This is a genomic window from Agromyces sp. C10 (assembly GCF_023217995.1).
Taxonomy (GTDB): domain Bacteria; phylum Actinomycetota; class Actinomycetes; order Actinomycetales; family Microbacteriaceae; genus Agromyces; species Agromyces indicus.
This window is the reverse complement of sequence record NZ_JALPSX010000004.1, coordinates 237,509-260,740: the sequence shown is the minus strand read 5'-3', so window position 1 is coordinate 260,740 and position 23,232 is coordinate 237,509. Positions and strand designations below refer to the sequence as shown.

Genomic DNA, 23,232 nt, shown 5'->3' with positions numbered 1-23,232 from the left:
GGGGGGCGGAAGGAGGAGGGGAGGGGGAGCAGCGGGCGAGGGCGCACAGGGTGGGTGGCTAGGGTTGAGCGCGACATGGCACACCTCCTCGGCGCCGAGCGCCTGCACCTCGAGTTCCCCACGCGCACCGTCTTCGACGAGGTCACCCTCGGCATCGACGAGGGCGACCGCATCGGCATCGTGGGGCGAAACGGCGACGGCAAGTCCACCCTGCTGAAGCTGCTGGCCGGGCGGCTCGAGCCGGACGGCGGTCGCGTGACGGTGCGCCGCGGCATCCGCATTGGCATGCTCGACCAAGCCGACACGGTCGACCCGGCGACGACGGTCGCCGACGCCGTCGTCGGCGGCATCGAGGAGCACGTCTGGGCTGGCGACGCGAAGGTGCGCGACGTGATCGCCGGGCTGCTCGCCGACGTGCCGTGGCACGCGCGAGTGGGCGACCTCTCGGGCGGCCAGCGCCGACGCGTGGGGCTCGCCGCCCTGCTCATCGGCGACTGGGACGTGCTGTTCCTCGACGAGCCCACGAACCACCTCGATGTCGAGGGCATCGCGTGGCTCGCCGGTCACGTCAAGGCCCGGTGGGCGGCGAACGACGGCGCGCTCGTCGTCGTGACGCACGACCGGTGGTTCCTCGACGAGGTGTGCACGGCCACGTGGGAGGTGCATGACGGCATCGTCGAACCGTTCGAGGGCGGGTACGCCGCGTACGTGCTGCAGCGCGTCGAGCGAGACCGCATGGCCGCGGCATCCGAGGCCAAGCGCCAGAACCTCATGCGCAAGGAGCTGGCGTGGCTGCGCCGCGGCGCGCCCGCGAGGACGTCGAAGCCGAAGTTCCGCATCGAGGCGGCGAACCAGCTCATCGAGAACGAGCCGCCCGTGCGCAACCCGGTCGAGCTGAACCGGCTCGCGGTCACGCGGCTCGGCAAGGACGTCGTCGACCTGCTCGGGGTGACGGTCGAGTACCCCGTCCGGGATGCCGCACCCGACGCGCCGGCGACCCGCACCGTGCTGCACGAGCTCGAGTGGCGCATCGCCCCGGGCGAGCGGACCGGCATCCTCGGCGTGAACGGCGCGGGCAAGTCGACGCTGCTGAAGCTCGTGACGGGGGAGGTGCAGCCGACGACCGGCCGCGTCAAGCGCGGCAAGACGGTGAAGATCGCGGTGCTCAGCCAGGAGCTCGCGGAGCTCGCCGAATGGGCCGACGAGCGCGTGAGCGCGGTGGTCGCCGCGCAGAAGACGAGCTACGTGGTCGGCTCGGGTTCGAAGGCCGTCGAGCTCACGCCCGGACAGCTGCTCGAACGGCTCGGCTTCACGAACCAGCAGCTCGCGACGCCCGTGAAGGACCTCTCCGGCGGGCAGAAGCGGCGGCTGCAGCTCCTGCTGATCCTGTTGCAGGAGCCCAACGTGCTCATCCTCGACGAGCCGACCAACGACCTCGACACCGACATGCTCGCCGCGATCGAGGACCTCCTCGACGCGTGGCCCGGCACCCTCCTCGTGGTGAGCCACGACCGGTACCTCGTCGAGCGGGTGACCGACCGCCAGGTCGCGATCCTCGAGGGGCACCTGCGCGACCTCCCGCGGGGGGTCGACCAGTACCTCGAGCTGCGACGCCGGCAGGTGACGGATGCCACGGCGCCGGCGTCTGCGCCGGGTTCGTCCACGACCGGCCCCGCGGCATCCGCTGCCGGTGGCCCGGCGCTCGCGGGCGCGGACCGCCGCGCCGCCGAGAAGGAGCTGGCGTCGATCGACCGCCGGCTCGAGAAGCTGCAGGCGCAGATCGCCGAGCAGCACGAGAAGCTCGCCCGGCACGACCAGTCGGATTACGTCGGACTCGGTGCGCTCGGCGACGAACTGCGCGCGCTCGAGGACTCCGTGACCGACCTCGAGACGCGCTGGCTCGAAGTTTCCGAGCAACTCGAGGGATGACGCCGCAGGATCTGTGACACTCGGTGACCATGCGGTCATTCGGGCGCAGGACCTTCGTCTAACGTTGACGTGCGTCCACGAACGCGGCATCGACGCCCCACCGCCACCAGCGGTGGGGTTTCGTCATGCCGGGCACCATCCGCCACCAGCATCCGTTCGCGCGCGCCCACCTGAAAGAGGAACCACCGCATGCCCAGCACCCGAACCAAGCTCATCGCCGCGCTCGCCGCAGCCCCGCTCGTCATCGGGCTCGCCGCCTGCTCGTCCGCCGGGGCGGCCGAGGGCGACGACGTCGTCCGCATCGGCGTCGTCGGCAAGTCCGACCCGCAGTGGCCCGCCTTCGAAGCGGCCGCCGCCGAAGCCGGCATCGAGATCGAGCTGGTCGACTTCGCCGACTACGCCCAGCCGAACCCGGCGCTCACCGAGGGCGAGCTCGACCTCAACCAGTTCCAGCACATCGTCTACCTCGCCGACTACAACGTCTCGGCCGACGCCGACCTGACGCCCGTCGGCTCGACGCAGATCTACCCGCTCGGCCTGTACTCGACCAAGTACGAGTCGGTCGAGGACATCGAGGAGGGCGAGACCGTCGCCATCCCCGACGACCCCTCGAACCTCGCGCGCGCCCTGCTCGTGCTGCAGTCGGCGGGCCTCATCGAGCTCGAGGACGGCGGGTCGATCTTCTCAACCGTCGACGACATCGACCAGGCCGCGTCGAAGGTGAAGGTCACCCCGCTCGAGGCGTCGCTCACGGCGACGTCGCTGCCGGATGTCGCCGCGGCGATCATCAACAACGACTTCGTGGAGGACGCGGGCCTCAGCTTCGAGGACGCCATCGCGAAGGACGACCCGGCCGACCCGAACGCGCTGCCCTACGTCAACATCTTCGCGGCGCGCGCCGACGAAGCCGACAACGAGACGTACCGCAAGCTCGTCGAGATCTTCCAGACCGACGCGGCCGTGCAGGCCGGCCTCGACGAGGCCTCGGCGGGTACCGGCGTCTCGGTCGAGATCCCGGTCGCCGACCTGGAGTCCTCGCTGGCCGAGGTCGAGGACGACACCCGCGCCCAGGGCTAGTCGGCGGCGGCCCCGGTGGTCGAGTAGGACGCGCAGCGCCCGTACCGAGACCCGTGCGAGGTCTCGGTACGCGCCTGCGTGCTCCTCGACCACCGGCCTGCCCACGGAAGGAGGTACCCCATGGCGCTCGTGACCCTCGAGCACGTCACCAAGTCCTATCCGGCGGCCGACCGGCGCGCCGAGCCCGTCACCGCCGTCGACGACGTCTCGCTCGAGATCGAGGCGGGCGACGTCTTCGGGATCATCGGCTACTCCGGCGCGGGCAAGTCGACGCTCGTGCGGCTCGTCAACGCGCTCGAGCCCGCGACGAGCGGCTCGATCCGCATCGACGGGCGCGAGATCACCGGGCTCGCCGAGCGCGAGCTCCGCGGCATCCGCCTCGGCATCGGCATGATCTTCCAGCAGTTCAACCTGTTCGATGCGAAGACCGTGCGGGGCAACGTGGCGTACCCGCTGAAGGTGGCCGGATGGCGCGCGGCCGACATCCGCGCCCGGGTCGACGAGCTGCTCGACTTCGTCGGCCTCGCCGACAAGGCCGGCGCCCACCCCGACCAGCTCTCGGGCGGGCAGAAGCAGCGCGTCGGCATCGCCCGCGCCCTCGCGACCCGCCCGCGCCTCCTGCTCGCCGACGAGGCCACCAGCGCGCTCGACCCCGAGACGACGCACGAGGTGCTGACGCTGCTGAAGCGCGTGAACGAGGAGCAGGGCGTCACGATCATCGTCATCACCCACGAGATGGACGTGATCCAGACGATCGCCACGAAGGTCGCGGTCATGGACCGCGGCCGGGTGATCGAGCACGGAGACGTGTTCGACGTGTTCTCCGGCCCGCGGCATCCGTCGTCGCAGCGGTTCGTCGGCACCGTCATCAAGGGCGTACCCTCGCCCGCCGAGCTCGCGGTGCTCCGCGAGCGCCACGAGGGGCGGATCGTGACCTTCTCGTTCCGCGACGGCGACGCCTCGCAGGCGCAGGTCTTCATCGACCTCGCGGCGGCGGGCCTGGAGTTCGAGCTCGTCTACGGCGGCATCAACGACATCCGCGGACGCGCGTTCGGCCACCTGACCCTCGCGATCCGGGGGGCGGATGCCGCGATCGACCGCGCGCTCGAGACGGTCGCGCGCCACGCCGACGTGACGGAGGCCCGCTGATGGACCGGCTCATCGAACTGGCGCCCGAGTTCTGGACCGCGGCCGCGGAGACCCTGTACATGGTCGCGCTGACCATGCTGTTCGGCGGCGCGGGCGGCTTCCTCCTGGGCGTCGGCCTGTACGTCACGCGGCGCGGCGGCCTGCTGCCGAACGCCGTCGTGAACAACGTGCTGAACGTCGTCATCAACTTCTTCCGGCCCATCCCGTTCATCATCTTCATCGCGGCGGTGCAGCCCGTGACACGGGCGGTGATCGGCGTCGGCATCGGCACGGATGCCGCGATCTTCGCGCTCTCGCTCGCGGCGTCGTTCGCGTTCGGCCGCATCGTCGAGCAGAACCTGCTCACCGTGCGACCCGGCGTGATCGAGGCGGCGCGGTCGATGGGCGCCGGACCCTGGCGGATCCTCGGGACGGTCGTCGTGCCCGAGGCGCTCGGGCCGCTCATCCTCGGCTACACGTTCATCGTCGTCGCGGTGATCGACATGTCGGCGATGGCTGGGCTCATCGGCGGCGGCGGGCTCGGCTACTTCGCGCAGCTCTACGGCTACCGGCAGTTCGAGCCGGTGGTCACGTGGGCGGCGGTCCTGCTGATCGTCGCGTTCGTGCAGGTGGTGCAGTACCTCGGCAACTGGCTCGCCCGGCGGGTGCTGCGCCGGTAGACCGCGCCGAGGGGACGCGACACGCCGCGGGACGCCGCGGCGGCGCGGCACGTCGCGTCCCCTCGGGTCAGGCGAAGCCGAGCGAGAGCTTGCGCAGCAGCGCGGCGAGCCGGCGCTGCTCGGCCGGGGGCAGGCCGGCCAGCAGCTCGGCCTCGGCATCCACGAGCCGGGTGATCGCGGCGTCGACTCGCGTGACGCCCGCGGGCGTCATCTCGACGAGGATGCCGCGGCCGTCGTGCGGGTCGGTCTGCCGCGTGACGAGCCCGCGCGCGACGAGCCGGTCGATGCGGTTCGTCATGGTGCCGCTCGAGACGAGCGTCTGCGCGAGCAGCGCCTTCGGCGGCAGCCGGAACGGCGCCCCCGCACGCCGCAGCGCGGAGAGCACGTCGAACTCCCACGACTCCAGCTCCGAGCGCTCGAACGCCTGCTTGCGGGCGCGGTCGAGCAGCTTCGCGAGCCGCCCGACGCGCGAGAACACCTGCAGGGGGGCGAAGTCGAGGTCGGGGCGCTCGCGCTCCCAGTCGTCGACGATCCGGTCCACCTCGTCCGCGTCCGCCGTCATGTCGCCAGTATCGCATCGGGCATGCGGCATCCGTTCAGAGCCGACGGATGCCGCGTGGCAGACTTGGTAGGCGCTCGGCGGACCCCCGCCGGGCGCGGTCCGCCATGGTGTAACGGCAGCACGACAGCCTTTGGAGCTGTGAGGACCAGGTTCGAATCCTGGTGGCGGAGCATGGACAACAACCTCGCCATCATCGTGCTCGCCGCGGGTCAGGGCACCCGCATGAAGTCGGCCACGCCGAAGATCCTGCACCCGCTCGCGGGTGCGCCGATCATCGCGCACGTGCTCGCCACGGCACGTGCGCTGGATGCCGCGCACGTGGTCGCCGTGGTGCGCCACGAGCGCGACCTCGTCGCGGCGGCGATCGAGACCGAGCTGCCCGGCACGATCATCGTCGACCAGGACGAGATCCCGGGCACCGGCCGCGCGGTCGAGCAGGCCGTGCAGGCGCTCCCCGGCGACTTCGCCGGAGAGGTCCTGGTGCTGAACGGCGACGTGCCGCTCCTGAACGCCTCGACGCTCACCGAGCTGCTCGAGCGCCACCGCGCCGACGGGCTCGCGGCATCCGTGCTCTCGGCCCGATACGACGACCCGACCGGCTACGGGCGCATCGTGCGGGCGGCCGACGGGTCGTTCGACCGCATCGTCGAGCAGAAGGACGCGAGCGAGGCGGAGCTCGCGATCGACGAGGTCAACGCGGGCGTCTACGCGTTCGGCGCGAACGCGCTGCGCGACCAGCTGGCGAACCTCACGACCGAGAACGCGCAGGGCGAGAAGTACCTGACCGACGTCATCGAGCACCTCCGCGCCGCCGGCTCCGAGGTCAAGGCCCGGCCGGTGTCCGAGGGCTGGCTCGTCGCGGGCATCAACGACCGCGCCCAGCTGTCCGAGACCGCCGCGCGGCTGAACGCGCTCATCGTGCGCGGCTGGCAGCTCAACGGGGTCACGATCGAGGACCCGGGCACCACGTGGATCGACCTCGCCGTGCGCATCGAGCCCGACGTCACGATCCGCCCGGGCACGCAGCTGAAGGGCGCGACGGCCATCGCGACGGGCGCGGTGGTCGGCCCCGACACGACGCTCGTCGACTGCGAGGTGGGCGAGAACGCCGAGGTCAAGCGAACGGATGCCACGCTCGCCGTTATCGGCGCCGGTGCCTCCGTCGGACCGTTCTCGTACCTCCGCCCGGGCACCGTGCTCGGCGCCGACGGCAAGATCGGCACGTTCGTCGAGACGAAGAACGCCGACATCGGCGCGGGCAGCAAGGTGCCGCACCTGTCCTACATCGGCGACACCGAGATCGGCGAGGGCTCGAACGTCGGTGCCGGCTCGATCACCGCGAACTACGACGGCGTGAGCAAGCACCGCACCACGATCGGGTCCCACGTCCGCACGGGGTCGCACGGCGTGTTCGTCGCGCCCGTTACGATTGGGGACGGCGCCTACACGGGGGCCGGGACGGTCGTCCGCAAGGACGTTCCTGCCGGTGCCCTCGCGGTGAACGTCGCCCCGCAACGCAACATCGACGGGTGGGTCCGGGAGCACCGGGCCGGCACCAAGGCCGCCGAGGCGGCCGAGGCGGCCGGCACGGGCGACGCCGTCCAGGCGACCGAGGACTGACCAGAGAACGCCGCCACCGGTGGGAAGGACTGCACACATGATCGAGACCACCGGATCGAAGCGGCTCGTGCTGATCTCGGGGCGGGCGCACCCGGAGCTCGCGCGGCAGATCGCCGCCGAGCTCGGCTCGGAGCTCGTGCCGACCGATGCCCGCACGTTCGCCAACGGCGAGCTGTACGCGCGCTACGGCGAGAGCGTGCGCGGCACCGACGCGTTCGTGATCCAGTCGCACGCGGCGCCGATCAACGAGTGGCTCATGGAGCAGCTCATCATGGTCGACGCGCTGAAGCGCGCGTCCGCGAAGCGCATCACGGTGGTCTCGCCGTTCTACCCCTACGCCCGGCAGGACAAGAAGGGCCGCGGCCGCGAGCCGATCTCGGCCCGCCTGGTCGCCGACCTCTACAAGGCCGCCGGCGCCGACCGGATCATGTCGGTCGACCTGCACGCCGCGCAGATCCAGGGCTTCTTCGACGGCCCGGTCGATCACCTGTTCGCGATGCCCGTGCTGCTCGAGCACTTCCGCAAGCTGCTCGACCCCGAGACGCTCACGGTGGTCTCGCCCGACATGGGGCGCGTTCGCGTCGCCGACATCTGGTCCGACAAGCTCGGCGCGCCGCTCGCGATCATCCACAAGCGGCGCGACCCGCTCGTCCCGAACCAGGTCTCGGTGCACGAGATCGTCGGCACCGTCGAGGGACGCGTGTGCCTGCTCGTCGACGACCTCATCGACACGGGCCGCACCATCGTGAAGGCGGCCGAGGCGCTGAAGAAGAACGGCGCCACGGGTGTCGTGGTCGCCGCGACCCACGCGGTGTTCTCCAACCCCGCCGTCGAGATCCTGCAGTCCGACTTCATCGACCAGGTCGTCGTCACCGACACGCTGCCCGTTCCGGAGGAGAAGCGCTGGGACCGCCTGACGGTGCTGCCCATCGCGCCGCTGCTCGCCCGGGCCATCCACGAGGTGTTCGAGGACGGCAGCGTCACGAGCATGTTCGACGGCGCGGCCTGATGGCGGATGCCACGGCGAAGCCCTGGCTCCGAAGCTACGCCCCCGGCGTCCCGCACGAACTCCCGCCGCCCGACGGCTCGCTCTGGGACCTGATCCGCGCGTCGGTCGAGCAGTACCCGGACCGGCCCGCGCTGGAGTTCTTCGGCCGCGTGACGACGTACGCGGAGCTCGGCGACCAGATCGAGCGGGCTGCCGAGGGTCTGCGGCGCCTTGGCGTGCAGCCGGGTGACCCGGTGGCGATCGTGCTGCCGAACTGCCCGCAGCACATCGTCGCGTTCTACGCGGTGCTGCGCCTCGGGGCGATCGTCGTCGAGCACAACCCGCTCTACACGCCGCGGGAGCTGCGCCACCAGTTCGAGGATCACGGCGCGCGCGTCGTGATCGCCTGGAGCAACGTCGTGGAGACCATCCGGGCGTTCCCCGACGACGTGCGCGTGCAGCACGTCGTGTCGGTCGACGTCACGCGGGCGATGCCGTTCGCGACCCGCGCCCTGCTGCGGTTGCCGATCGCGAAGGCGCGCGAGTCGCGGGCCGCGCTGACCACGCGCGTACGCGGCGCGGTCCCGTGGCGCGAGGTCGTGGCATCCGACCCGGTCGATGCGCACCTCGCGGCACCCGGCGTCGACGACGTCGCGCTGATCCAGTACACGAGCGGGACGACGGGCTCGCCGAAGGGTGCGACGCTCACGCACGCGAACCTGCTCGCGAACGCCGCGCAGGCCCGTGCGTGGGTGCCCGAGATCGAGCGCGGCACGTCGGTCGTCTACGCGGTGCTGCCGATGTTCCACGCGTACGGCCTGACGCTGTGCCTGACCTTCGCGATGAGCATGGGCGCTCGGCTCGTCCTGTTCCCCAAGTTCGACCCCGACCTCGTGCTGAAGGTCGCCCGGAAGCGCCCGCCGACGTTCCTGCCGGCCGTGCCGCCGATCTACGAGCGGCTGACGCGCGCCGCCGTCGAGCGGGGCGTCTCGTTGCGCGGCATCCGCATCGCCATCTCGGGCGCGATGCCGCTGTCGGCCGAGGTGGTCGAGCCGTGGGAGGCGCAGACCGGCGGCATGCTCGTCGAGGGATACGGGCTGTCGGAGTGCTCGCCCGTGCTCATGGCGAACCCGGTCGCGCCGACTCGCAAGGCCGGGACCGTCGGGCTCCCGCTGCCGTCGACCGAGGTCCGGGTGGTCGACCCCGACGACCCGATGCGCGACGTGCCGCACGGCGAGCGGGGTGAACTCGTCGTGCGCGGACCGCAGGTGTTCACCGGGTACTGGCGCAAGTCCGACGAGACCGACGCGGTGTTCGTCGACGACCCGCACGGCGGTGCGCGGTGGTTCCGCACGGGCGACATCGTCACGATCGACGACGACGGGTTCGTCACCATCGTCGACCGCATCAAGGAACTCATCATCACCGGCGGCTTCAACGTCGCACCGAGCGAGGTCGAGGAGGCGCTGCGGCACCATCCCGACATCGAGGACTGCGCGGTCGTGGGCCTGCCGGACGCCCGGTCGGGCGAGGAGGTCGTCGCCGCCGTCGTGCTCCGAGCCGGCGCGACCCTCGATGTCGAGTCGATCCGCTCCCTCGCGCGCGAACGGCTGACGCCGTACAAGGTGCCCAAGCGCGTCATCGCGGTCGACGACCTGCCGCGCTCGCTCATCGGCAAGGTGATCCGGCGCCAGGTCAGGCAGCGCCTGCTCGAGTCGGAGGCGGTGCGGTAGCGGGACGCCCGAGGGCGCTACGCGTCGCGTCCGGGCGCTGCGGGGCGCGGGGCGGCCGGCATGAGGCCGAGGTTGCCGAGCAGGATGCCGCGGTCGCCCGCGCCGACCTCGGCGAAGCAGAGCCAGCCCGGGCCGCCCTCGGCGAACAGGTCGAAGCCGACGCTCGAGGTCGCGTTGACGCTGTAGTCGAGCGCGTAGACGGCGCACGCGCGCTCGGCGGCGGCGCGGGCGACGCCGTACGCCGAGAGGACGAGGGGGAGCAGCATGCCCGCGAGCGCGACGAGCACGACGATCCGGAGCGCGCGGCGGCGCCGCTCGGTGCGCACCGGTCGGTCGTCGCGCCAGCCGTCGTCGTCGAGTTCGGGATGCGAATCGTCCATCACGCCGATCCTTCCACGAGCACCGAGGCGATGCCGCCCACGCTCGCGAGGACGGTCGCCGCGGCGACGCCGGGCAGCGCCCAAGCAGGCGGGGTGATCGTCAGCTCGGCGCCGGAGAGCTGCACGCGCCGCACGGCGCCGATCGCGACCGCGCCGCCGGCGGCGGCGAACAGCAGCGCCCCGATGGCGACCAGCGACGGCTCGCCGAGCACGAGCCCGGTGCGCAGCGACAGCAGCGCGTTCACGGCGATCGCGAGCGAGGTCCGGCCCCAGGCGAGCGCGGTTCGCTCCGGCTGGAGGCCGGGGTCGCCGGTCGCCGGCACGCGGTAGGCGCTCACCTCGGCGGCCTCACGACACGATCAGGACGACCGTGAGCACCGCTGCCGTCAGGAGGCTTGTGGCGGCGAGCACGGGCAGCGCCCAGCCGTAGGGGAGCGGCCGTCCGTGCCGCATGGCGATCTCGTTCGCGCGCCACCGGGTGTACGCGACGACGCTGAGCGCGGTGGAGACGAGCCCGAGCCCGACCGCGACGATGACGAGCACCACCCGCGGTTCGAGCCCGACGGCGAACTGGTGCAGCAGCACACCGCCCGCGAGCAGGGCGAGCGCGGTCCGGATCCAGGCGAGGAACGTGCGCTCGTTGGCCAGCGTGAACCGGTAGTCGGGGTCCTGCCCCTCCTGCTGCCACGACGGCCTCGGCATCATCCGCTCCGTCTCACCCGTGCCCGACGCTCAGTGCGACGAGGGCGTGGTCTCGATCTCCGAGCGGTCGCCCGACCAGAGCGTGTGGAACACGCCGGGCTTGTCGACGCGCTTGTAGGTGTGGGCGCCGAAGAAGTCGCGCTGGCCCTGTACGAGTGCGGCGGGGAGGCGCGGGGCGCGGAGGCCGTCGTAGTACGCGAGCGACGACGAGAAGGCGGGCGTGGGGATGCCGGCGCCGGCGGCGACCTGCACGACGCGGCGCCAGCTGTCCTGCGCGCCGGCGACGGCGTCGCGGAAGTACGGCGCGGTCACGAGGGCGACGAGGCCCGGGTCCTGGGCGTAGGCCTCGGCGATGCGGTTGAGGAAGCGCGCGCGGATGATGCAGCCCGCGCGCCAGATCTTCGCGATCTCGCCCTTCTTGACGTCCCAGCCGAACTGCTCGGCGCCCGCGACGATCTCGTCGAAGCCCTGGGAGTAGGCGATGATCTTCGACGCGTAGAGGGCGCGGCGCACGTCCTCGACGAAGGCGTCGGCGTCCTCCGGGGCGACGGTCCACTCGCCCGAGGGGCCGGGCAGGTCGGCGGCGGCGTCGCGCTGCGCCCGCTTGGACGAGAGGCTGCGGGCGAACACGGCCTCCGCGATGCCCGACACGGGCACGCCCAGGTCGAGCGCGTTCTGCACGGTCCAGGCGCCGGTGCCCTTCGCGCCGGCCTCGTCGAGGATGACGTCGACGAGCGGCTGCCCGGTCTCGGCATCCGTCTGCCGGAGCACCTCGGCGGTGATCTCGATGAGGTAGCTCTCGAGCTCGCCGGTGTTCCACTCAGCGAAGATGTCGGCGATCTCGGCGGGGGACTTGCCGGTGCCCTGTCGGATGAGGTCGTAGGCCTCGGCGATGAGCTGCATGTCGGCGTACTCGATGCCGTTGTGCACCATCTTGACGAAGTGGCCGGCGCCGTCGGTGCCGACGTGGGTGACGCACGGCTCGCCCTCGGCGACCGCGGCGATCGAGGCGAGGATCGGGCCGAGCGTCTCGTACGACTCGGCCGAGCCGCCGGGCATGATCGAGGGGCCGTTCAGCGCGCCCTCTTCTCCGCCCGAGATGCCGGCGCCGACGAAGTGGATGCCGGTCGGCGCGATCTCCGCCTCGCGACGGATGGTGTCGTGGAAGTTCGCGTTGCCGCCGTCGACGATGATGTCGCCGGGCTCGAACCGCTTGACGAGCTCGGAGATCACCGCGTCGGTGCCCCGGCCGGCCTGGACCATGATGATCGCGGTGCGGGGCTTCGCGAGCGAGGCGACGAACTCGTCGTAGCCCTCGGCGGCGACGAACCCGGCCTCGGGGTGCTCGGTGGTGAGGGTGCGCGTGCGCTCCGGGGAGCGGTTGAACACGGCCACCGTGTTGCCCTCGCGACTCGCCAGGTTGCGGGCCAGGTTCGACCCCATCACTGCGAGTCCGACGACGCCGATGTTCGCCGTGCCCGTGGTCTCCGCCATCATTCCTCCTCGCGCCGCGCAGCGGCGCCTCGCTCCGTCGGGGGATCGGGTCAAGCGTAGGACACGCCCGCCCCGTGTGTCGTCGGGAGTCCCCGTGACCGTCCGCGCCGACGCTGTGCTATCGTACCTGCAATAAATCTGATTTAAACCCGCGAGTCGGGTGTTGGAATCAGATGTAATGACGCGTCTGAGGAGCAGCACCATGGCACTTCGCACCCCCATCATCGTGATGGGCGTCTCCGGATCGGGGAAGTCGACCATCGGCGCCGCGCTGGCGGCGGCCTTCGGCGTGGAGTTCATCGACGGCGACGACCTGCACCCCAGCGCCAACAAGGCGAAGATGGCCGCCGGCCAGCCGCTCGACGACGAGGACCGCGCGCCCTGGCTCGAGATCATCGCGCTGCGCATCGGCGCGGAGCTGGCGGAAGGCCGGCCGATCGTCGTCGCCTGCTCGGCGCTCCGGCGTCGGTACCGCGACCAGCTCGTCGCCTACGCGCCCTCGACGGTCTTCGTGCACCTCGTCGGCGACCCCGACCTCATCGCGGACCGTCAGCTCGGGCGCACCCACGAGTACATGCCCGTGAGCCTGCTCGCGTCGCAGTTCGACGCGCTCGAGCCCCTCGAGGAGGACGAGCGCGGCATCCGCGTCGACGTCCGCCGCGACCCCGCCGAGATCGTCGCGGATGTCCGCGACGCGCTCGGCGTCCTGGACGAGGGCGCCCCGGACCACGGCTGACGCCGCAGGTCGCCCGCCAACCATCCAGCACCACCCGACCCCGACCACCACTCTCGAACAAGGACGAAGATGACCGACCTCGACCTCAACTGGACGCTCGGCACGCCGGGCCTCCTCGCGGTGGCGGCCGCGGCGATCGCCGCGCTGCTGCTGCTCATCATGAAGTTCCGCATCCACGCGTTCATCGCCCTGGTGATCGTGAGCGTGCTCACCGCCATCGCCACCGGCATCCCCGCCGGCCAGCTCGTGCCCACCCTCCTCACGGGATTCGGCGGCACGCTCGCGAGCGTCGCACTCCTCGTCGGCCTCGGCGCCATGCTCGGCCGGATGCTCGAGGTCTCGGGTGGCGCCGAGGTGCTCACCAACGCGCTCATCTCCCGGTTCGGTGAGAAGCGGGCCCCGCTCGCGCTGTCGATCGCGTCGCTCATGTTCGGCTTCCCGATCTTCTTCGACGCGGGCCTCGTGGTCATGCTGCCGATCATCTTCACCGTCGCCCGGCGCCTCGGCGGGTCGCTGCTGCTCTACGCGTTCCCGGCCGCGACGGCGTTCTCGGTCATGCACATCTTCGTCCCGCCGCACCCGGGCCCGGTGGCCGCGACCGGCCTGCTCGGCGCCGACGTGGGTCTCGTGCTGGTCCTCGGCCTCGTCGTCGCGATCCCCACCTGGTACGTCGTCGGCTACCTCTTCGGCCGGTTCCTCGGGCGGCGCATCGACCTGCCCGTGCCGATGATCCTCGACGCCCCGGCGGAATCGCCCGAGCAGGAGTTCCGATCCACCCCGAAGCTCGGCACGATCCTCTTCCTGCTGCTCCTGCCCCTCGGCCTGATCTTCCTCAACACCGGCCTCAACATGGCGGCCACCGCGGGCCTCGTCTCGCTCGAGGACACGTGGGTGCAGATCCTCCGCCTGCTCGGCGAGACGCCCATCGCGCTGCTCATCACCGTCCTGTTCGCCATGTGGCTGCTCGGTTGGCGCAACCGCAAGCCGCGCAGCCTCGTCGAGACGGTCGTCGACAGCGCCCTCGGCCCGGTCTGCTCGATCATCCTCATCACCGGCGCCGGCGGCATGTTCGGCGGCGTGCTCCGGGCGAGCGGCATCGGCAACGCCATCGCGGAGTCCCTCGACGCGATCGGGCTGCCGGTCATCGTCGCCGGGTTCGTGATCGCCGCCGTCGTGCGCCTCGCCCAGGGCTCGGCCACCGTCGCGCTCACGACCGCCGCCGCGCTCGTGCAGCCGGTGGTCCTCGACAACGCCGCCTACAACCCGGTCGAGCTCGCCGCGATCGTGCTGAGCCTGGCCGCCGGCTCCGTGTTCGCCGGTCACGTCAACGACTCCGGCTTCTGGCTGGTCTCCCGGTTCTTCGGCATGGACACCAAGACCACGCTGAAGACCTGGACGGTCGGCCAGGCGCTCGTCGGCATCATCGGCTTCGCGCTGTCCCTCACGATCTACCTGCTCGCGAGCGGCTTCTAGGAGGGCGGCCGTGGACCTCTTCGACCTCACCGGGCGCGTCGCGCTCGTCACCGGCTCGAGCCGCGGCATCGGCCGCGCCATCGCGGCGGGGCTCGCCGACGCGGGCGCCACGATCGTCCTGCACGGCGTCGACCCCGACCGGCTCCGGGCGGCGCACGAGGCGTTCGCCGACCGGTACGGTGCGGGGCGCGTGGCATCCGTCGCCTTCGACGTGACGGATGCCGCGGCCGCCGCCGACGGCATCGCGCGCGTCGAGCGCGACGTGGGTGACCTGCGGATCCTCGTGAACAACGCCGGAGTCCAGCACCGCGTCCCGATGCTCGAACTCGACCCCGCGGACTGGGACCGGGTGATCCGCACCAATCTCACGAGCGCCTTCCTCGTCGGTCGCGAGGCGGCCCGCCGCATGATCCCCCGCGGGCGGGGCAAGATCATCAACGTCGCCTCGGTGCAGGCCGATCTCGCTCGGCCGACCATCGGCGCGTACACCGCCTCCAAGGGCGGCATCCGCAACCTCACCCGCGCGATGACGGCCGAGTGGGCCGCGCACGGGCTGCAGGTGAACGCGATCGCGCCCGGGTACATCCACACGCAGATGACGCAGAACCTCGTCGACGACGCCGACTTCAACGCCTGGATCACGGGGCGCACGCCCGCGCACCGGTGGGGGACCACCCAGGACCTGATCGGGCCGGCCGTGTGGCTCGCCTCGGACGGGTCGGACTACGTCAACGGCCAGGTGGTCTTCGTCGACGGCGGCATGACCGCGGTCGTGTGACGGCGACGGACGGAAGGGAACGGATGAACGAGCAGCAGATCCCCGAGACCACGCTGGGCGTGGTGGCCCACGGCGCCGGCGACCTCCGCGTCGAACCGGTCCCGGTCCCCGCGCCGGGACCGGGAGACGCCGTGGTCGAGATCGCCTACGGGGGCGTGTGCGGGTCCGACCTGCACTACTGGCGCCACGGCGCGGCGGGCGAGTCGATCCTCCGGAACCCGATGGTGCTCGGCCACGAGGTCGTGGGCACCGTCGTCCGCGCGGCCGCCGACGGGACCGGTCCCGCAGCGGGCACGCCCGTCGCCGTGCACCCGGCCACCCCCGGGCCCGGCGACGGCGCGCGGTACCCGGCCGATCGCCCGAACCTCTCGCCGGGGTGCACCTACCTCGGCAGCGCCGCCCGGGTGCCGCACACCGACGGCGCCTTCGCACGCCATGCGGTGCTCCCGGCGCGGATGCTTCGGGCGCTCCCGGCGGGGCTCGCGCTGCGCGACGCCGCCCTGGTGGAGCCCGCGAGCGTGGCGTGGCACGCGGTGGGCCGCGCCGGCGAGGTGCGGGGGCGTCGCGCGCTCGTGGTGGGCAGCGGGCCGATCGGCGCCCTCACGGTCGCCGTGCTGCGCCGGGCCGGCGCCGCCGAGATCGTCGCGGTCGACCTGCACGACCTGCCGCTGCGGATCGCGCGCGAGGCGGGAGCGACTCGGACGGTCGACGCCCGGGACGCCGACGCGATCGCCGCCGTCGAGGCGGACGTCGCCTTCGAGACGTCCGGCAACCCGCTCGGCCTGGGCTCGGCCATCCGCGGCACCGCCCGAGGCGGTCGCGTCGTGATGGTCGGGCTCCTGCCCACGGGCGACCAGCCGGTGCCCGTCTCGCTCGCGATCACGCGCGAGCTCGAACTCGTCGGTTCGTTCCGCTTCAACGACGAGATCGACGAGGTCGTCGCGGCGCTCGCCGACGGCTCGCTCGCGGTGGGGGCCGTCGTCACCCACGAGTTCGACGCGGCCGACGCCCTCGCGGCGTTCGAGACCGCGACGGACGCCGCCACCAGCGGCAAGGTGCTGCTGCGCTTCTCGTGACCCGACCGGCGGGCCGGCTACGCGAGGTGGACGCGCGGCCGGCCCGCCCACACGGACTCGACCTCGTCGACCGTGCGGCGCATGATGCGGTCCATGGCCTCGCGGGCCTCGTCGGGTCGCCGTCCGAGGATCGCGTCGGCCACGTCGACGTGCAGCTGCAGCGCCTCCTCGTGCGGGTGGTCGGGCATGAGCCCGTGCTCGGTCCGGCCGCGCAGCACCTCGGCGATGACCCCCTCGAGCTTGGCGAACATCTCGTTGCCGGATGCCGCGAGCACGAGCGCGTGGAAGCGGATGTCGAGGTCGAGGAACGTCGCCAGATCGCCCGCCCGGCCGACCGCGCGCATGCGGCCCGCGATCGCGATGAGCTCCGCCGCGAGTCCATCCGGACCGAAGCGGGCCGCCAGCTCGGCCGCGGCCGGCTCCACGGCGGCGCGCAGTTCGGTGAGGGAGCGCAGCTGGACGCCGTGCGCGTCCGCGGCGAGCCGCCAGCGGATCACCGAGGCGTCGAACACGTTCCAGCGGGCCATCGGCAGCACGCGGATGCCGACGCGCTTGGCGGACTCGACGAGCCCCAGCGACTGCAGCGCGCGGACCGCCTCGCGGACGACCGAGCGCGAGACGCCGAACTCGCGCTCGAGCTCCTCCGCGAGCATCGTCGTGCCCTCGGCGAGTTCGCCCTGCACCACGCGGCGGCCGAGGGTGTCGACCACGAGGTCGTGCAGGCGGGAGCTCATGGGTCGAGGATATCGGCGCGCGCAGCCCCGACCGCGGCATCCGGTAGACTGGGCGATTGAACTTCGGCGAGGGATGCCGCCGGAGCCGGGCCCGCCCGGTGCGGCATCCGTGATCGACGCGGTGGAACGAGACTCACGGCTGTTCCTCACGCTGGCTGCGTACGCGCAGTGCCGGGCGTTCGAGACGACATCAGAAACCCCACTCTGGGCCGCGAGCCCGCTAGGAGCCATCACCATGGACGAAGACAACAAGATCGTCGCCGAGCCGCGCGAGTCGTTCGGCAAGGGCGCGGCGCGCAAGATCCGCGCCGCCGACAAGATCCCCGCCGTGCTCTACGGCCACGGCACCGACCCCCGCCACCTGACGCTGCCGGGCCACGAGGTCGCGCTGCTCATCCGCAAGGCCAACGCGGTGCTCGACCTCCAGATCGGCGGCAAGAGCCAGCTCGCGCTCGTGAAGGACGTCCAGAAGGACCCGGTGCGCCAGCTCATCGAGCACATCGACCTCGTCGTCATCAAGCGCGGCGAGAAGGTCCAGGTCGAGGTCCCCGTGCACGTCGAGGGCGAGCCCGCCTCCGGCACGATCGCCGACCTCGACGCCGTCACCCTCCTGCTCGAGGTCGAGGCGACGCACATCCCCGAGAACATCACCGTCTCGGTCGAGGGCCTCGAGGACGGCACCAAGGTGCTCGCGAACGAGGTCGAGCTGCCCAAGGGCGCGACCCTCATCAGCGACCCCGAGACGCTGGTCATCAACGTGCACGTGCCGCAGAAGGTCGACCTCGGCGAGGAGACCGCCGAGGGCGAGGAGACCGAGGGCGAGGTCTCCGAGGCCGAGGGCGCCGTCGAGGAGGCCGCGACCGAGGGCGAGTCGGCCGAGTAGTCGACCGCACCCCGATCGATCGATTCGACGTGAGGGCCTGCGGCGCCGCATCCGGGTACGCTCGGACGCGGGCCGCAGGCCCTCCGCCGTTCCCACCACCCCCGCCCCGGAGGCATCCGTGAACCTGCTCGACCGCCTCCTGCACCGCCGGAAGGACGAGGTCGTGTCCGACAACACCTGGCTTGTGGTCGGCCTCGGCAACCCCGGCGCCCAGTACGCGGGCAACCGCCACAACGTCGGCCAGATGGTCGCCGACGAGCTCGCGTCGCGCATCGGCGCGACGTTCAAGAGCCACAAGACGCCGTCGCGCGTCGCCGAGGGGTTCCTCGGCCCGGGGCGCCCCAAGCTCGTCCTCGCCAAGCCCAACAGCTACATGAACGCCTCGGGCGGGCCGGTCTCGGCGCTGCTGAAGTTCTACTCGCTGCCGATCGACCGGCTCATCGTGGTGCACGACGAGCTCGACATCCCGTTCGACACCGTGCGGCTGAAGCGCGGCGGCGGCCACGGCGGCCACAACGGGCTGCGCGACATCCAGAAGGCCGCGGGATCGCCCGAGTTCACGCGCGTGCGCGTCGGGATCGGCCGACCCCCGGGTCGCATGGACGCCGCCGACTACGTGCTCCGCGACTTCGCCGGGGCCGAGCGCGAGGCGCTGCCGAACCTGCTGGCGGATGCCGCGGACGCCGTGGAGTCGATCGTCACGGACGGGCTCGTGGCCGCGCAGCAGCGCTTCCACTCGCCGGCCTGAGCCGCTAGATCAGGCCGCGGAGGAACTCCTCCGGTGAGACGCCGGCGGCGCGGGCGCGCTCGACGAGCCGCGTGTGCTCCTCGGTCGTGAGCTCGAGCGAGAGCGTGGTCCAGTCGGCGGTGGGGTCGTCGAAGTCGAACAGCGCCGCGTCGGCGGGCACCTCGCCCGCGTCGGCGTCGTCGGCGGCGTCCGGGAGGTCGATCGTCCCGGGGGAGACGATCGCATCGACGGCGGGTTCGCACGCCCCCGTCCAGCCGGGGCCCGTGGGGATGTCGCCGCCCCGCTGGTAGGCGATCGCGACCGCGCGCGCACGCTCGTCCGCGGCCTCGTTCATCGGGTGCCCGGCGTGCCCGCGAACCCATTCGAACCGGTAGCGACGGCCGCGCAGCGCCTCGTCGAGCGACTGCATGAGCTCGAGGTTCAGCACGGGGGAGCCGTCGGCCTTGCGCCAGCCCTTGCGCTTCCAGTTCGGCATCCACTTCGTCAGCGCGTTGATCACGTACTGGCTGTCGCACTGCACGAGCAGTTCCTCGTCGAGGTGCGCCGTGGCCCGGAACAACTCGAGGACGGCCGTGAGCTCGCCCTGGTTGTTGGTGCCGTGCGGCCACCCGCCCGCGGCCCAGCATCCGTCATCGACGTACCACGACCACCCGGCCGGACCGGGGTTGCCGAGGGCGGATCCGTCGGCGGCGGCGATGATCATGCGGGTCCTTCCGGTCGGGAACGGCGACCATGCTATCGGCGCGCTGCGACATCGGAGGGCTGTCAGGGGGCGCGCGTAGACTGCTCCGGTGATCCTGCAGGGCTTGAACACGGCGCTTTCGCGCGCCTCCACGATCGAACGAGCCCTCGCGGAGGCCGAGCGGAACGCGGACTTCTCCGCGCCCGCGGGCCTCGCTGCGCCGATGCTCGCCGCGCTGCTCGAGCGTCGCCGCGAGGCCGGGCTCGCGCCGGCCCTGTTCGCCGTGACGGCGACCAGCCGCGAGGGGGAGGCCCTCCGCGCGTCGCTCGAGCCGTACCTCGAGCACGGCGAGCTCCTCGAGTTCCCCGCCTGGGAGACGTTGCCGCACGAACGGCTGAGTCCGTCCGCCGAGACCGTCGGCCGACGCCTGCACGCCCTGCGCCGGCTGCGCACGTGGGAGGCGGAGGGCGCGCGCCATCCGCTCGTCGTCGTCGCCTCGGTGCGCGCCGCGCTGCAGCCGGTCGCCGACAACCTCGGCGACCTCGAGCCGATCGTGCTCGCCCGGGGCGCGCGCGGGTACGACCTGTCCCGGATCGCGTTGCGCCTCGTGGACCTCGCGTACGCGCGCGTCGACATGGTGTCGCGTCGCGGCGAGTTCGCGGTGCGCGGCGGCATCCTCGACGTGTTCCCGCCGACCGCCGACCACCCGGTGCGGGTCGACTTCTTCGGCGACGAGGTCGAGGAACTGCGGGCCTTCTCCGTCGCCGACCAGCGGTCGCTCCCCGAGAAGGTCGAGCGCGTCGAGCTCCCGCCGAGCCGCGAGCTGCTCCTCACCGAACCCGTGCGCCAGCGGGCACGCGAGATGGTCCACGAGTTCCCCAACCTCTCGGGCATCCTCGAGAAGGTCGCCGAGGGCATCCCGGTCGAGGGGATGGAGTCGCTCGCGCCGGCGCTGCTCGACCGGCTGGTGCCGGTGACGACCTACCTCCCGGCGGGCGCCGCCGTGGCCGTCGTCGCGCCCGAGCGCGTCGCCTCCCGGGCCGTCAACCTCGCCGAGACGAACCGCGAGTTCCTCGCCGCAGCATGGAACGCCGCGACCGCCGGCGCCGCCGCGCCGATCGACCTCGAGGCCGGCGACTTCCTCACGCTGCGCGAGCTCCGCGAGTCGGCGCTGCACAGCGCACCGGGCGAGCCCGACCCGCGGCGGGCCTGGTGGACCTTCTCGAGCTTCGACCAGGGCGACGCCGCCGAGGCGATCGGCGAGGCGTCCGGCGGTCCGGACGGCGCGTACGTCCGCATCGCGGCGGCGAGCGTACCGAGCTTCCAGGGCAACGTCGAGGGCGCCGTCGCCCACGTCGGCGAGCGCCTCCGCGACGGCTGGAGCCTCGTGGTCGCCGCCGCCGGCCACGGCCTCGTCGAGCGCGCCCGAGACGTGCTGGCCGAGCACGGGCTCGCCGGCCGCCTCGTCGACGAGGTGCCCGCCGAGCTCGAACCCGGCGTCGCGTTCCTCGTGCAGGCCCAGGCCTCGGCCGGCTTCGAGGTGCCCGAGGCGAAGGTCGGGCTGATCGCCGAAGCCGAGTTCTACGGTCGGTCGGCCGGCTACGACACCCGGCAGGTCAAGAAGCTCGCCAGCCGTCGCCGCAACGTCGTCGACCCCCTGCAGCTGAAGCCGGGCGACCACGTCGTGCACTCCACGCACGGCATCGGCCGGTTCGTCGAGCTCGTGCAGCGCGAGGTCGCCACGGGCACGCGACCGACCGGACCGAGTCGCACGGCCGGCATCCAGCAGGCGCCCAAGTCGGTGCGCGAGTACGTCGTGCTCGAGTACGCCCCGTCCAAGCGCGGCCAGGCCGGCGACCGGCTCTACGTGCCCATGGACCAGCTCGACCTGCTCTCGCGGTACGTCGGCGGCGAGGCGCCCTCGCTGTCGAAGATGGGCGGCAGCGACTGGGCGCAGGCCAAGAGCCGCGCCCGGAGGGCCGTCCGCGACATCGCCGTCGAGCTCGTCAAGCTCTACTCGGCTCGCATGGCGGCCAAGGGGCACGCGTTCGGGCCCGACACCCCATGGCAGCACGAGCTCGAGGAGGCGTTCCCCTACGCCGAGACGCCCGACCAGCTGCAGACGATCGACGAGGTCAAGGCCGACATGCAGCGGCCCATCCCGATGGACCGACTGCTGGCCGGCGACGTCGGGTTCGGCAAGACCGAGGTCGCCGTCCGCGCGGCGTTCAAGGCGATCCAGGACGGCAAGCAGGTCGCGATGCTCGTGCCGACCACCCTGCTCGTCAAGCAGCACCTCGAGACGTTCTCCGAGCGCTTCGCCGGGTTCCCGGTCCACGTGCGGGCCCTCAGCCGGTTCCAGACCGACAAGGAGGTGCGCGAGACCGTCGCCGGCCTCGCCGACGGCACCGTCGACATGGTCATCGGCACCCACCGGATCCTCACCGAGCAGGTGAAGTTCAAGGATCTGGGGCTGCTCGTCATCGACGAGGAGCAGCGGTTCGGCGTCGAGCACAAGGACCAGCTGAAGAAGCTCAAGACCAACGTCGACATCCTCGCGATGAGCGCGACGCCGATCCCGCGCACGCTCGAGATGGCCGTGACCGGCATCCGGGAGATGTCCACGCTCGCGACGCCGCCGGAGGACCGCCACCCGATCCTCACCTACGTCGGGCCCTACTCCGACCAGCAGGTCGCCGCCGCGATCCGTCGCGAGATGCTCCGCGAGGGCCAGGTGTTTTTCGTGCACAACCGCGTCTCGTCCATCAACCGGGTCGCCGCGCAGCTGGCCGAGCTCGTGCCCGAGGCGCGTATCGCGGTCGCGCACGGACAGCTCAACGAACACGTGCTCGAGCAGATCGTCGTCGACTTCTGGGAGCGCAGGTTCGACGTGCTCGTCTCGACGACGATCATCGAGACGGGCCTCGACATCGCCAACGCGAACACGATCATCATCGATCGCGCCGACAAGTACGGCCTGAGCCAGCTGCACCAGCTCCGGGGCCGCGTGGGGCGCGGGCGCGAGCGCGCGTACGCGTACTTCCTCTACGACCCGGCCAAGCCCCTCTCCGAGACGGCCCACGACCGCCTCGAGACGATCGCGGCCAACAACGAGCTCGGCAGCGGCATGCAGGTCGCCCTGAAGGACCTCGAGATCCGCGGCGCCGGCAACCTCCTCGGCGCGGAACAGGCCGGTCACATCGCCGGCGTCGGGTTCGACCTGTACCTGCGCATGATCGGCGAGGCAGTGAGCGCGTTCCGCGGCGAGGTCGCCGAGGGGCAGACCGAGCTCCGGCTCGAACTGCCCGTCGACGCGCACATCCCCGAGGACTACGTCGACAGCGAGCGGCTGCGGCTCGAGGCCTACCAGAAGCTGTCGGCCGCGAGCGGGCCGGCGGCGAAGGAGGACCAGATCGACCTCGTGGTCGAGGAACTCGTCGACCGCTACGGCGAGCCGCCCGAGGCGGTCGAGCACCTCGTCGCGATCTCGCGCCTGCGGCGCAAGGCCCAGCTCGCGGGACTCTCCGACGTCATCGCGACCGGCTCGAAGCTGCGCATCGCGCCGGCCCGGCTCCCCGACTCGCGACGTGTGCGGCTGGAGCGCATGTACCCGGGCGCGAAGCTGTTCGCGCAGAACGACGTCATCCTCGTGCCGTTCCCCACGCCCGGCGGCGAGGCTCCGGGCGACGCCGACCTCATCGAGTGGGTCTCGAACCTCATCGGCGTGATCTTCCCGGTCGAGCAGCCGGTCGCCGACGGCGCGGCGGCGACGGCCGGCTGAGTCCCGCGGGCCCGCAACGAGACGGGGGCGGATGCCGCAGCATCCGCC

The 23,232-nt window shown here is 72.1% G+C and carries 21 protein-coding genes and 1 tRNA gene; 15 read left to right on the top strand and 7 right to left on the bottom strand.

Annotation, left to right across the window (positions count from 1 at the left end; all coding sequences use genetic code 11):
* The first annotated feature begins 75 nt into the window (after positions 1-75).
* The 4 genes from M1L56_RS06445 (at position 76) to M1L56_RS06430 (ending at position 4,814) form a co-directional block, all read left to right on the top strand.
* A complete protein-coding gene (locus tag M1L56_RS06445; RefSeq protein ID WP_248598601.1) occupies positions 76-1,929 on the top strand; it encodes an ABC-F family ATP-binding cassette domain-containing protein in 1,854 nt (617 codons plus the stop codon).
* A gap of 189 nt (positions 1,930-2,118) precedes the next feature.
* Positions 2,119-3,006, top strand: coding sequence for a MetQ/NlpA family ABC transporter substrate-binding protein (locus tag M1L56_RS06440; protein ID WP_248598600.1), 888 nt, complete (start codon positions 2,119-2,121; stop codon positions 3,004-3,006).
* A gap of 120 nt (positions 3,007-3,126) precedes the next feature.
* A complete protein-coding gene (locus tag M1L56_RS06435) occupies positions 3,127-4,155 on the top strand; it encodes a methionine ABC transporter ATP-binding protein (RefSeq protein ID WP_248598599.1) in 1,029 nt (342 codons plus the stop codon).
* A complete protein-coding gene (locus M1L56_RS06430; protein ID WP_248598598.1) occupies positions 4,155-4,814 on the top strand; it encodes a methionine ABC transporter permease in 660 nt (219 codons plus the stop codon). The genes M1L56_RS06435 and M1L56_RS06430 overlap by 1 nt, the downstream gene beginning before the upstream one ends.
* Before the next feature lie 67 nt (positions 4,815-4,881).
* Here M1L56_RS06430 and M1L56_RS06425 read toward each other — a convergent pair whose 3' ends face one another.
* Entirely contained in the window at positions 4,882-5,376 is a 495-nt protein-coding gene (locus M1L56_RS06425) for a MarR family winged helix-turn-helix transcriptional regulator (RefSeq protein ID WP_067949920.1), read from the bottom strand.
* A gap of 98 nt (positions 5,377-5,474) precedes the next feature.
* On the opposite strand from M1L56_RS06425, the gene M1L56_RS06420 reads away from it, so the two are divergent.
* The 4 genes from M1L56_RS06420 (at position 5,475) to M1L56_RS06405 (ending at position 9,717) form a co-directional block, all read left to right on the top strand.
* Positions 5,475-5,546: transfer RNA gene (locus tag M1L56_RS06420), tRNA-Gln, on the top strand.
* Position 5,547: 1 nt separating this feature from the next.
* Entirely contained in the window at positions 5,548-6,996 is a 1,449-nt protein-coding gene (glmU, locus tag M1L56_RS06415) for a bifunctional UDP-N-acetylglucosamine diphosphorylase/glucosamine-1-phosphate N-acetyltransferase GlmU (RefSeq protein WP_248598597.1), read from the top strand.
* A gap of 37 nt (positions 6,997-7,033) precedes the next feature.
* Positions 7,034-8,005 carry a ribose-phosphate diphosphokinase gene (locus M1L56_RS06410; protein WP_067949925.1) on the top strand — a complete coding sequence of 324 codons (972 nt, stop codon included), beginning with the start codon at positions 7,034-7,036 and terminating at the stop codon, positions 8,003-8,005.
* Positions 8,005-9,717, top strand: a complete 1,713-nt coding sequence (locus tag M1L56_RS06405; RefSeq protein WP_248598596.1) for a long-chain-fatty-acid--CoA ligase — start codon at positions 8,005-8,007, stop codon at positions 9,715-9,717. Before M1L56_RS06410 ends, M1L56_RS06405 begins: the two co-directional genes overlap by 1 nt.
* A gap of 17 nt (positions 9,718-9,734) precedes the next feature.
* On the opposite strand, the gene M1L56_RS06400 is transcribed toward M1L56_RS06405, so the two are convergent.
* The 4 genes from M1L56_RS06400 to gndA are packed head-to-tail and all read right to left on the bottom strand — an operon-like array spanning position 9,735 to position 12,293.
* Positions 9,735-10,097 carry a hypothetical protein gene (locus M1L56_RS06400; RefSeq protein ID WP_248598595.1) on the bottom strand — a complete coding sequence of 121 codons (363 nt, stop codon included), beginning with the start codon at positions 10,095-10,097 and terminating at the stop codon, positions 9,735-9,737.
* Positions 10,097-10,435, bottom strand: a complete 339-nt coding sequence (locus M1L56_RS06395; RefSeq protein ID WP_067949931.1) for a DUF202 domain-containing protein — start codon at positions 10,433-10,435, stop codon at positions 10,097-10,099. Before M1L56_RS06395 ends, M1L56_RS06400 begins: the two co-directional genes overlap by 1 nt.
* A gap of 10 nt (positions 10,436-10,445) precedes the next feature.
* Positions 10,446-10,799, bottom strand: a complete 354-nt coding sequence (locus tag M1L56_RS06390; protein WP_067950000.1) for a YidH family protein — start codon at positions 10,797-10,799, stop codon at positions 10,446-10,448.
* Positions 10,800-10,829: 30 nt separating this feature from the next.
* Complete coding sequence (gene gndA / locus M1L56_RS06385) at positions 10,830-12,293, bottom strand: NADP-dependent phosphogluconate dehydrogenase (RefSeq protein WP_248598594.1); 1,464 nt, start codon at positions 12,291-12,293, stop codon at positions 10,830-10,832.
* A 202-nt stretch (positions 12,294-12,495) separates the two neighbouring features.
* On the opposite strand from gndA, the gene M1L56_RS06380 reads away from it, so the two are divergent.
* From M1L56_RS06380 to M1L56_RS06365, 4 genes are all read left to right on the top strand, one after another.
* Complete coding sequence (locus M1L56_RS06380) at positions 12,496-13,029, top strand: gluconokinase (protein ID WP_248598593.1); 534 nt, start codon at positions 12,496-12,498, stop codon at positions 13,027-13,029.
* 69 nt (positions 13,030-13,098) lie between these two features.
* Complete coding sequence (locus tag M1L56_RS06375; protein ID WP_248598592.1) at positions 13,099-14,502, top strand: GntP family permease; 1,404 nt, start codon at positions 13,099-13,101, stop codon at positions 14,500-14,502.
* A gap of 10 nt (positions 14,503-14,512) precedes the next feature.
* Positions 14,513-15,280 (top strand): SDR family oxidoreductase, encoded by a 768-nt coding sequence (locus M1L56_RS06370; protein ID WP_248598591.1) that lies wholly within the window; start codon positions 14,513-14,515, stop codon positions 15,278-15,280.
* A gap of 23 nt (positions 15,281-15,303) precedes the next feature.
* Complete coding sequence (locus M1L56_RS06365) at positions 15,304-16,356, top strand: L-idonate 5-dehydrogenase (protein ID WP_248598590.1); 1,053 nt, start codon at positions 15,304-15,306, stop codon at positions 16,354-16,356.
* Positions 16,357-16,373: 17 nt separating this feature from the next.
* Here M1L56_RS06365 and M1L56_RS06360 read toward each other — a convergent pair whose 3' ends face one another.
* The gene (locus M1L56_RS06360) at positions 16,374-17,090 is read right to left on the bottom strand and encodes a FadR/GntR family transcriptional regulator (protein WP_067949942.1); all 717 of its coding nucleotides are present in this window, start codon (positions 17,088-17,090) and stop codon (positions 16,374-16,376) included.
* A 235-nt stretch (positions 17,091-17,325) separates the two neighbouring features.
* Between M1L56_RS06360 and M1L56_RS06355 the strand changes: the two genes are divergently transcribed.
* The gene (locus tag M1L56_RS06355; protein ID WP_248598589.1) at positions 17,326-17,973 is read left to right on the top strand and encodes a 50S ribosomal protein L25/general stress protein Ctc; all 648 of its coding nucleotides are present in this window, start codon (positions 17,326-17,328) and stop codon (positions 17,971-17,973) included.
* Between the two features lie 163 nt (positions 17,974-18,136).
* Complete coding sequence (pth, locus tag M1L56_RS06350; protein ID WP_248598626.1) at positions 18,137-18,721, top strand: aminoacyl-tRNA hydrolase; 585 nt, start codon at positions 18,137-18,139, stop codon at positions 18,719-18,721.
* Positions 18,722-18,725: 4 nt separating this feature from the next.
* Here the strand turns inward: pth and M1L56_RS06345 are convergent, their stop codons facing one another.
* Complete coding sequence (locus M1L56_RS06345; RefSeq protein ID WP_248598588.1) at positions 18,726-19,424, bottom strand: RNase H family protein; 699 nt, start codon at positions 19,422-19,424, stop codon at positions 18,726-18,728.
* An 88-nt stretch (positions 19,425-19,512) separates the two neighbouring features.
* Here M1L56_RS06345 and mfd point away from each other — a divergent pair, with 88 nt between their 5' ends.
* Positions 19,513-23,184: a transcription-repair coupling factor gene (mfd, locus tag M1L56_RS06340; protein ID WP_248598587.1), complete on the top strand. Its 3,672-nt coding sequence runs from the start codon at positions 19,513-19,515 to the stop codon at positions 23,182-23,184.
* The last annotated feature ends 48 nt before the right edge of the window (positions 23,185-23,232 follow it).

Excerpts from the sequence above, each read along its gene's own strand:
- M1L56_RS06445 (WP_248598601.1), top strand. The coding sequence starts at position 76 with ATGGCACACCTCCTCGGCGCCGAGCGCCTGCACCTCGAGTTCCCCACG.
- M1L56_RS06440 (WP_248598600.1), top strand. The coding sequence starts at position 2,119 with ATGCCCAGCACCCGAACCAAGCTCATCGCCGCGCTCGCCGCAGCCCCG.
- M1L56_RS06435 (WP_248598599.1), top strand. The coding sequence starts at position 3,127 with ATGGCGCTCGTGACCCTCGAGCACGTCACCAAGTCCTATCCGGCGGCC.
- M1L56_RS06430 (WP_248598598.1), top strand. The coding sequence starts at position 4,155 with ATGGACCGGCTCATCGAACTGGCGCCCGAGTTCTGGACCGCGGCCGCG.
- M1L56_RS06425 (WP_067949920.1), bottom strand. The coding sequence starts at position 5,376 with ATGACGGCGGACGCGGACGAGGTGGACCGGATCGTCGACGACTGGGAG.
- glmU (WP_248598597.1), top strand. The coding sequence starts at position 5,548 with ATGGACAACAACCTCGCCATCATCGTGCTCGCCGCGGGTCAGGGCACC.
- M1L56_RS06410 (WP_067949925.1), top strand. The coding sequence starts at position 7,034 with ATGATCGAGACCACCGGATCGAAGCGGCTCGTGCTGATCTCGGGGCGG.
- M1L56_RS06405 (WP_248598596.1), top strand. The coding sequence starts at position 8,005 with ATGGCGGATGCCACGGCGAAGCCCTGGCTCCGAAGCTACGCCCCCGGC.
- M1L56_RS06400 (WP_248598595.1), bottom strand. The coding sequence starts at position 10,097 with ATGGACGATTCGCATCCCGAACTCGACGACGACGGCTGGCGCGACGAC.
- M1L56_RS06390 (WP_067950000.1), bottom strand. The coding sequence starts at position 10,799 with ATGCCGAGGCCGTCGTGGCAGCAGGAGGGGCAGGACCCCGACTACCGG.
- gndA (WP_248598594.1), bottom strand. The coding sequence starts at position 12,293 with ATGGCGGAGACCACGGGCACGGCGAACATCGGCGTCGTCGGACTCGCA.
- M1L56_RS06380 (WP_248598593.1), top strand. The coding sequence starts at position 12,496 with ATGGCACTTCGCACCCCCATCATCGTGATGGGCGTCTCCGGATCGGGG.
- M1L56_RS06375 (WP_248598592.1), top strand. The coding sequence starts at position 13,099 with ATGACCGACCTCGACCTCAACTGGACGCTCGGCACGCCGGGCCTCCTC.
- M1L56_RS06365 (WP_248598590.1), top strand. The coding sequence starts at position 15,304 with ATGAACGAGCAGCAGATCCCCGAGACCACGCTGGGCGTGGTGGCCCAC.
- M1L56_RS06360 (WP_067949942.1), bottom strand. The coding sequence starts at position 17,090 with ATGAGCTCCCGCCTGCACGACCTCGTGGTCGACACCCTCGGCCGCCGC.
- M1L56_RS06355 (WP_248598589.1), top strand. The coding sequence starts at position 17,326 with ATGGACGAAGACAACAAGATCGTCGCCGAGCCGCGCGAGTCGTTCGGC.
- M1L56_RS06345 (WP_248598588.1), bottom strand. The coding sequence starts at position 19,424 with ATGATCATCGCCGCCGCCGACGGATCCGCCCTCGGCAACCCCGGTCCG.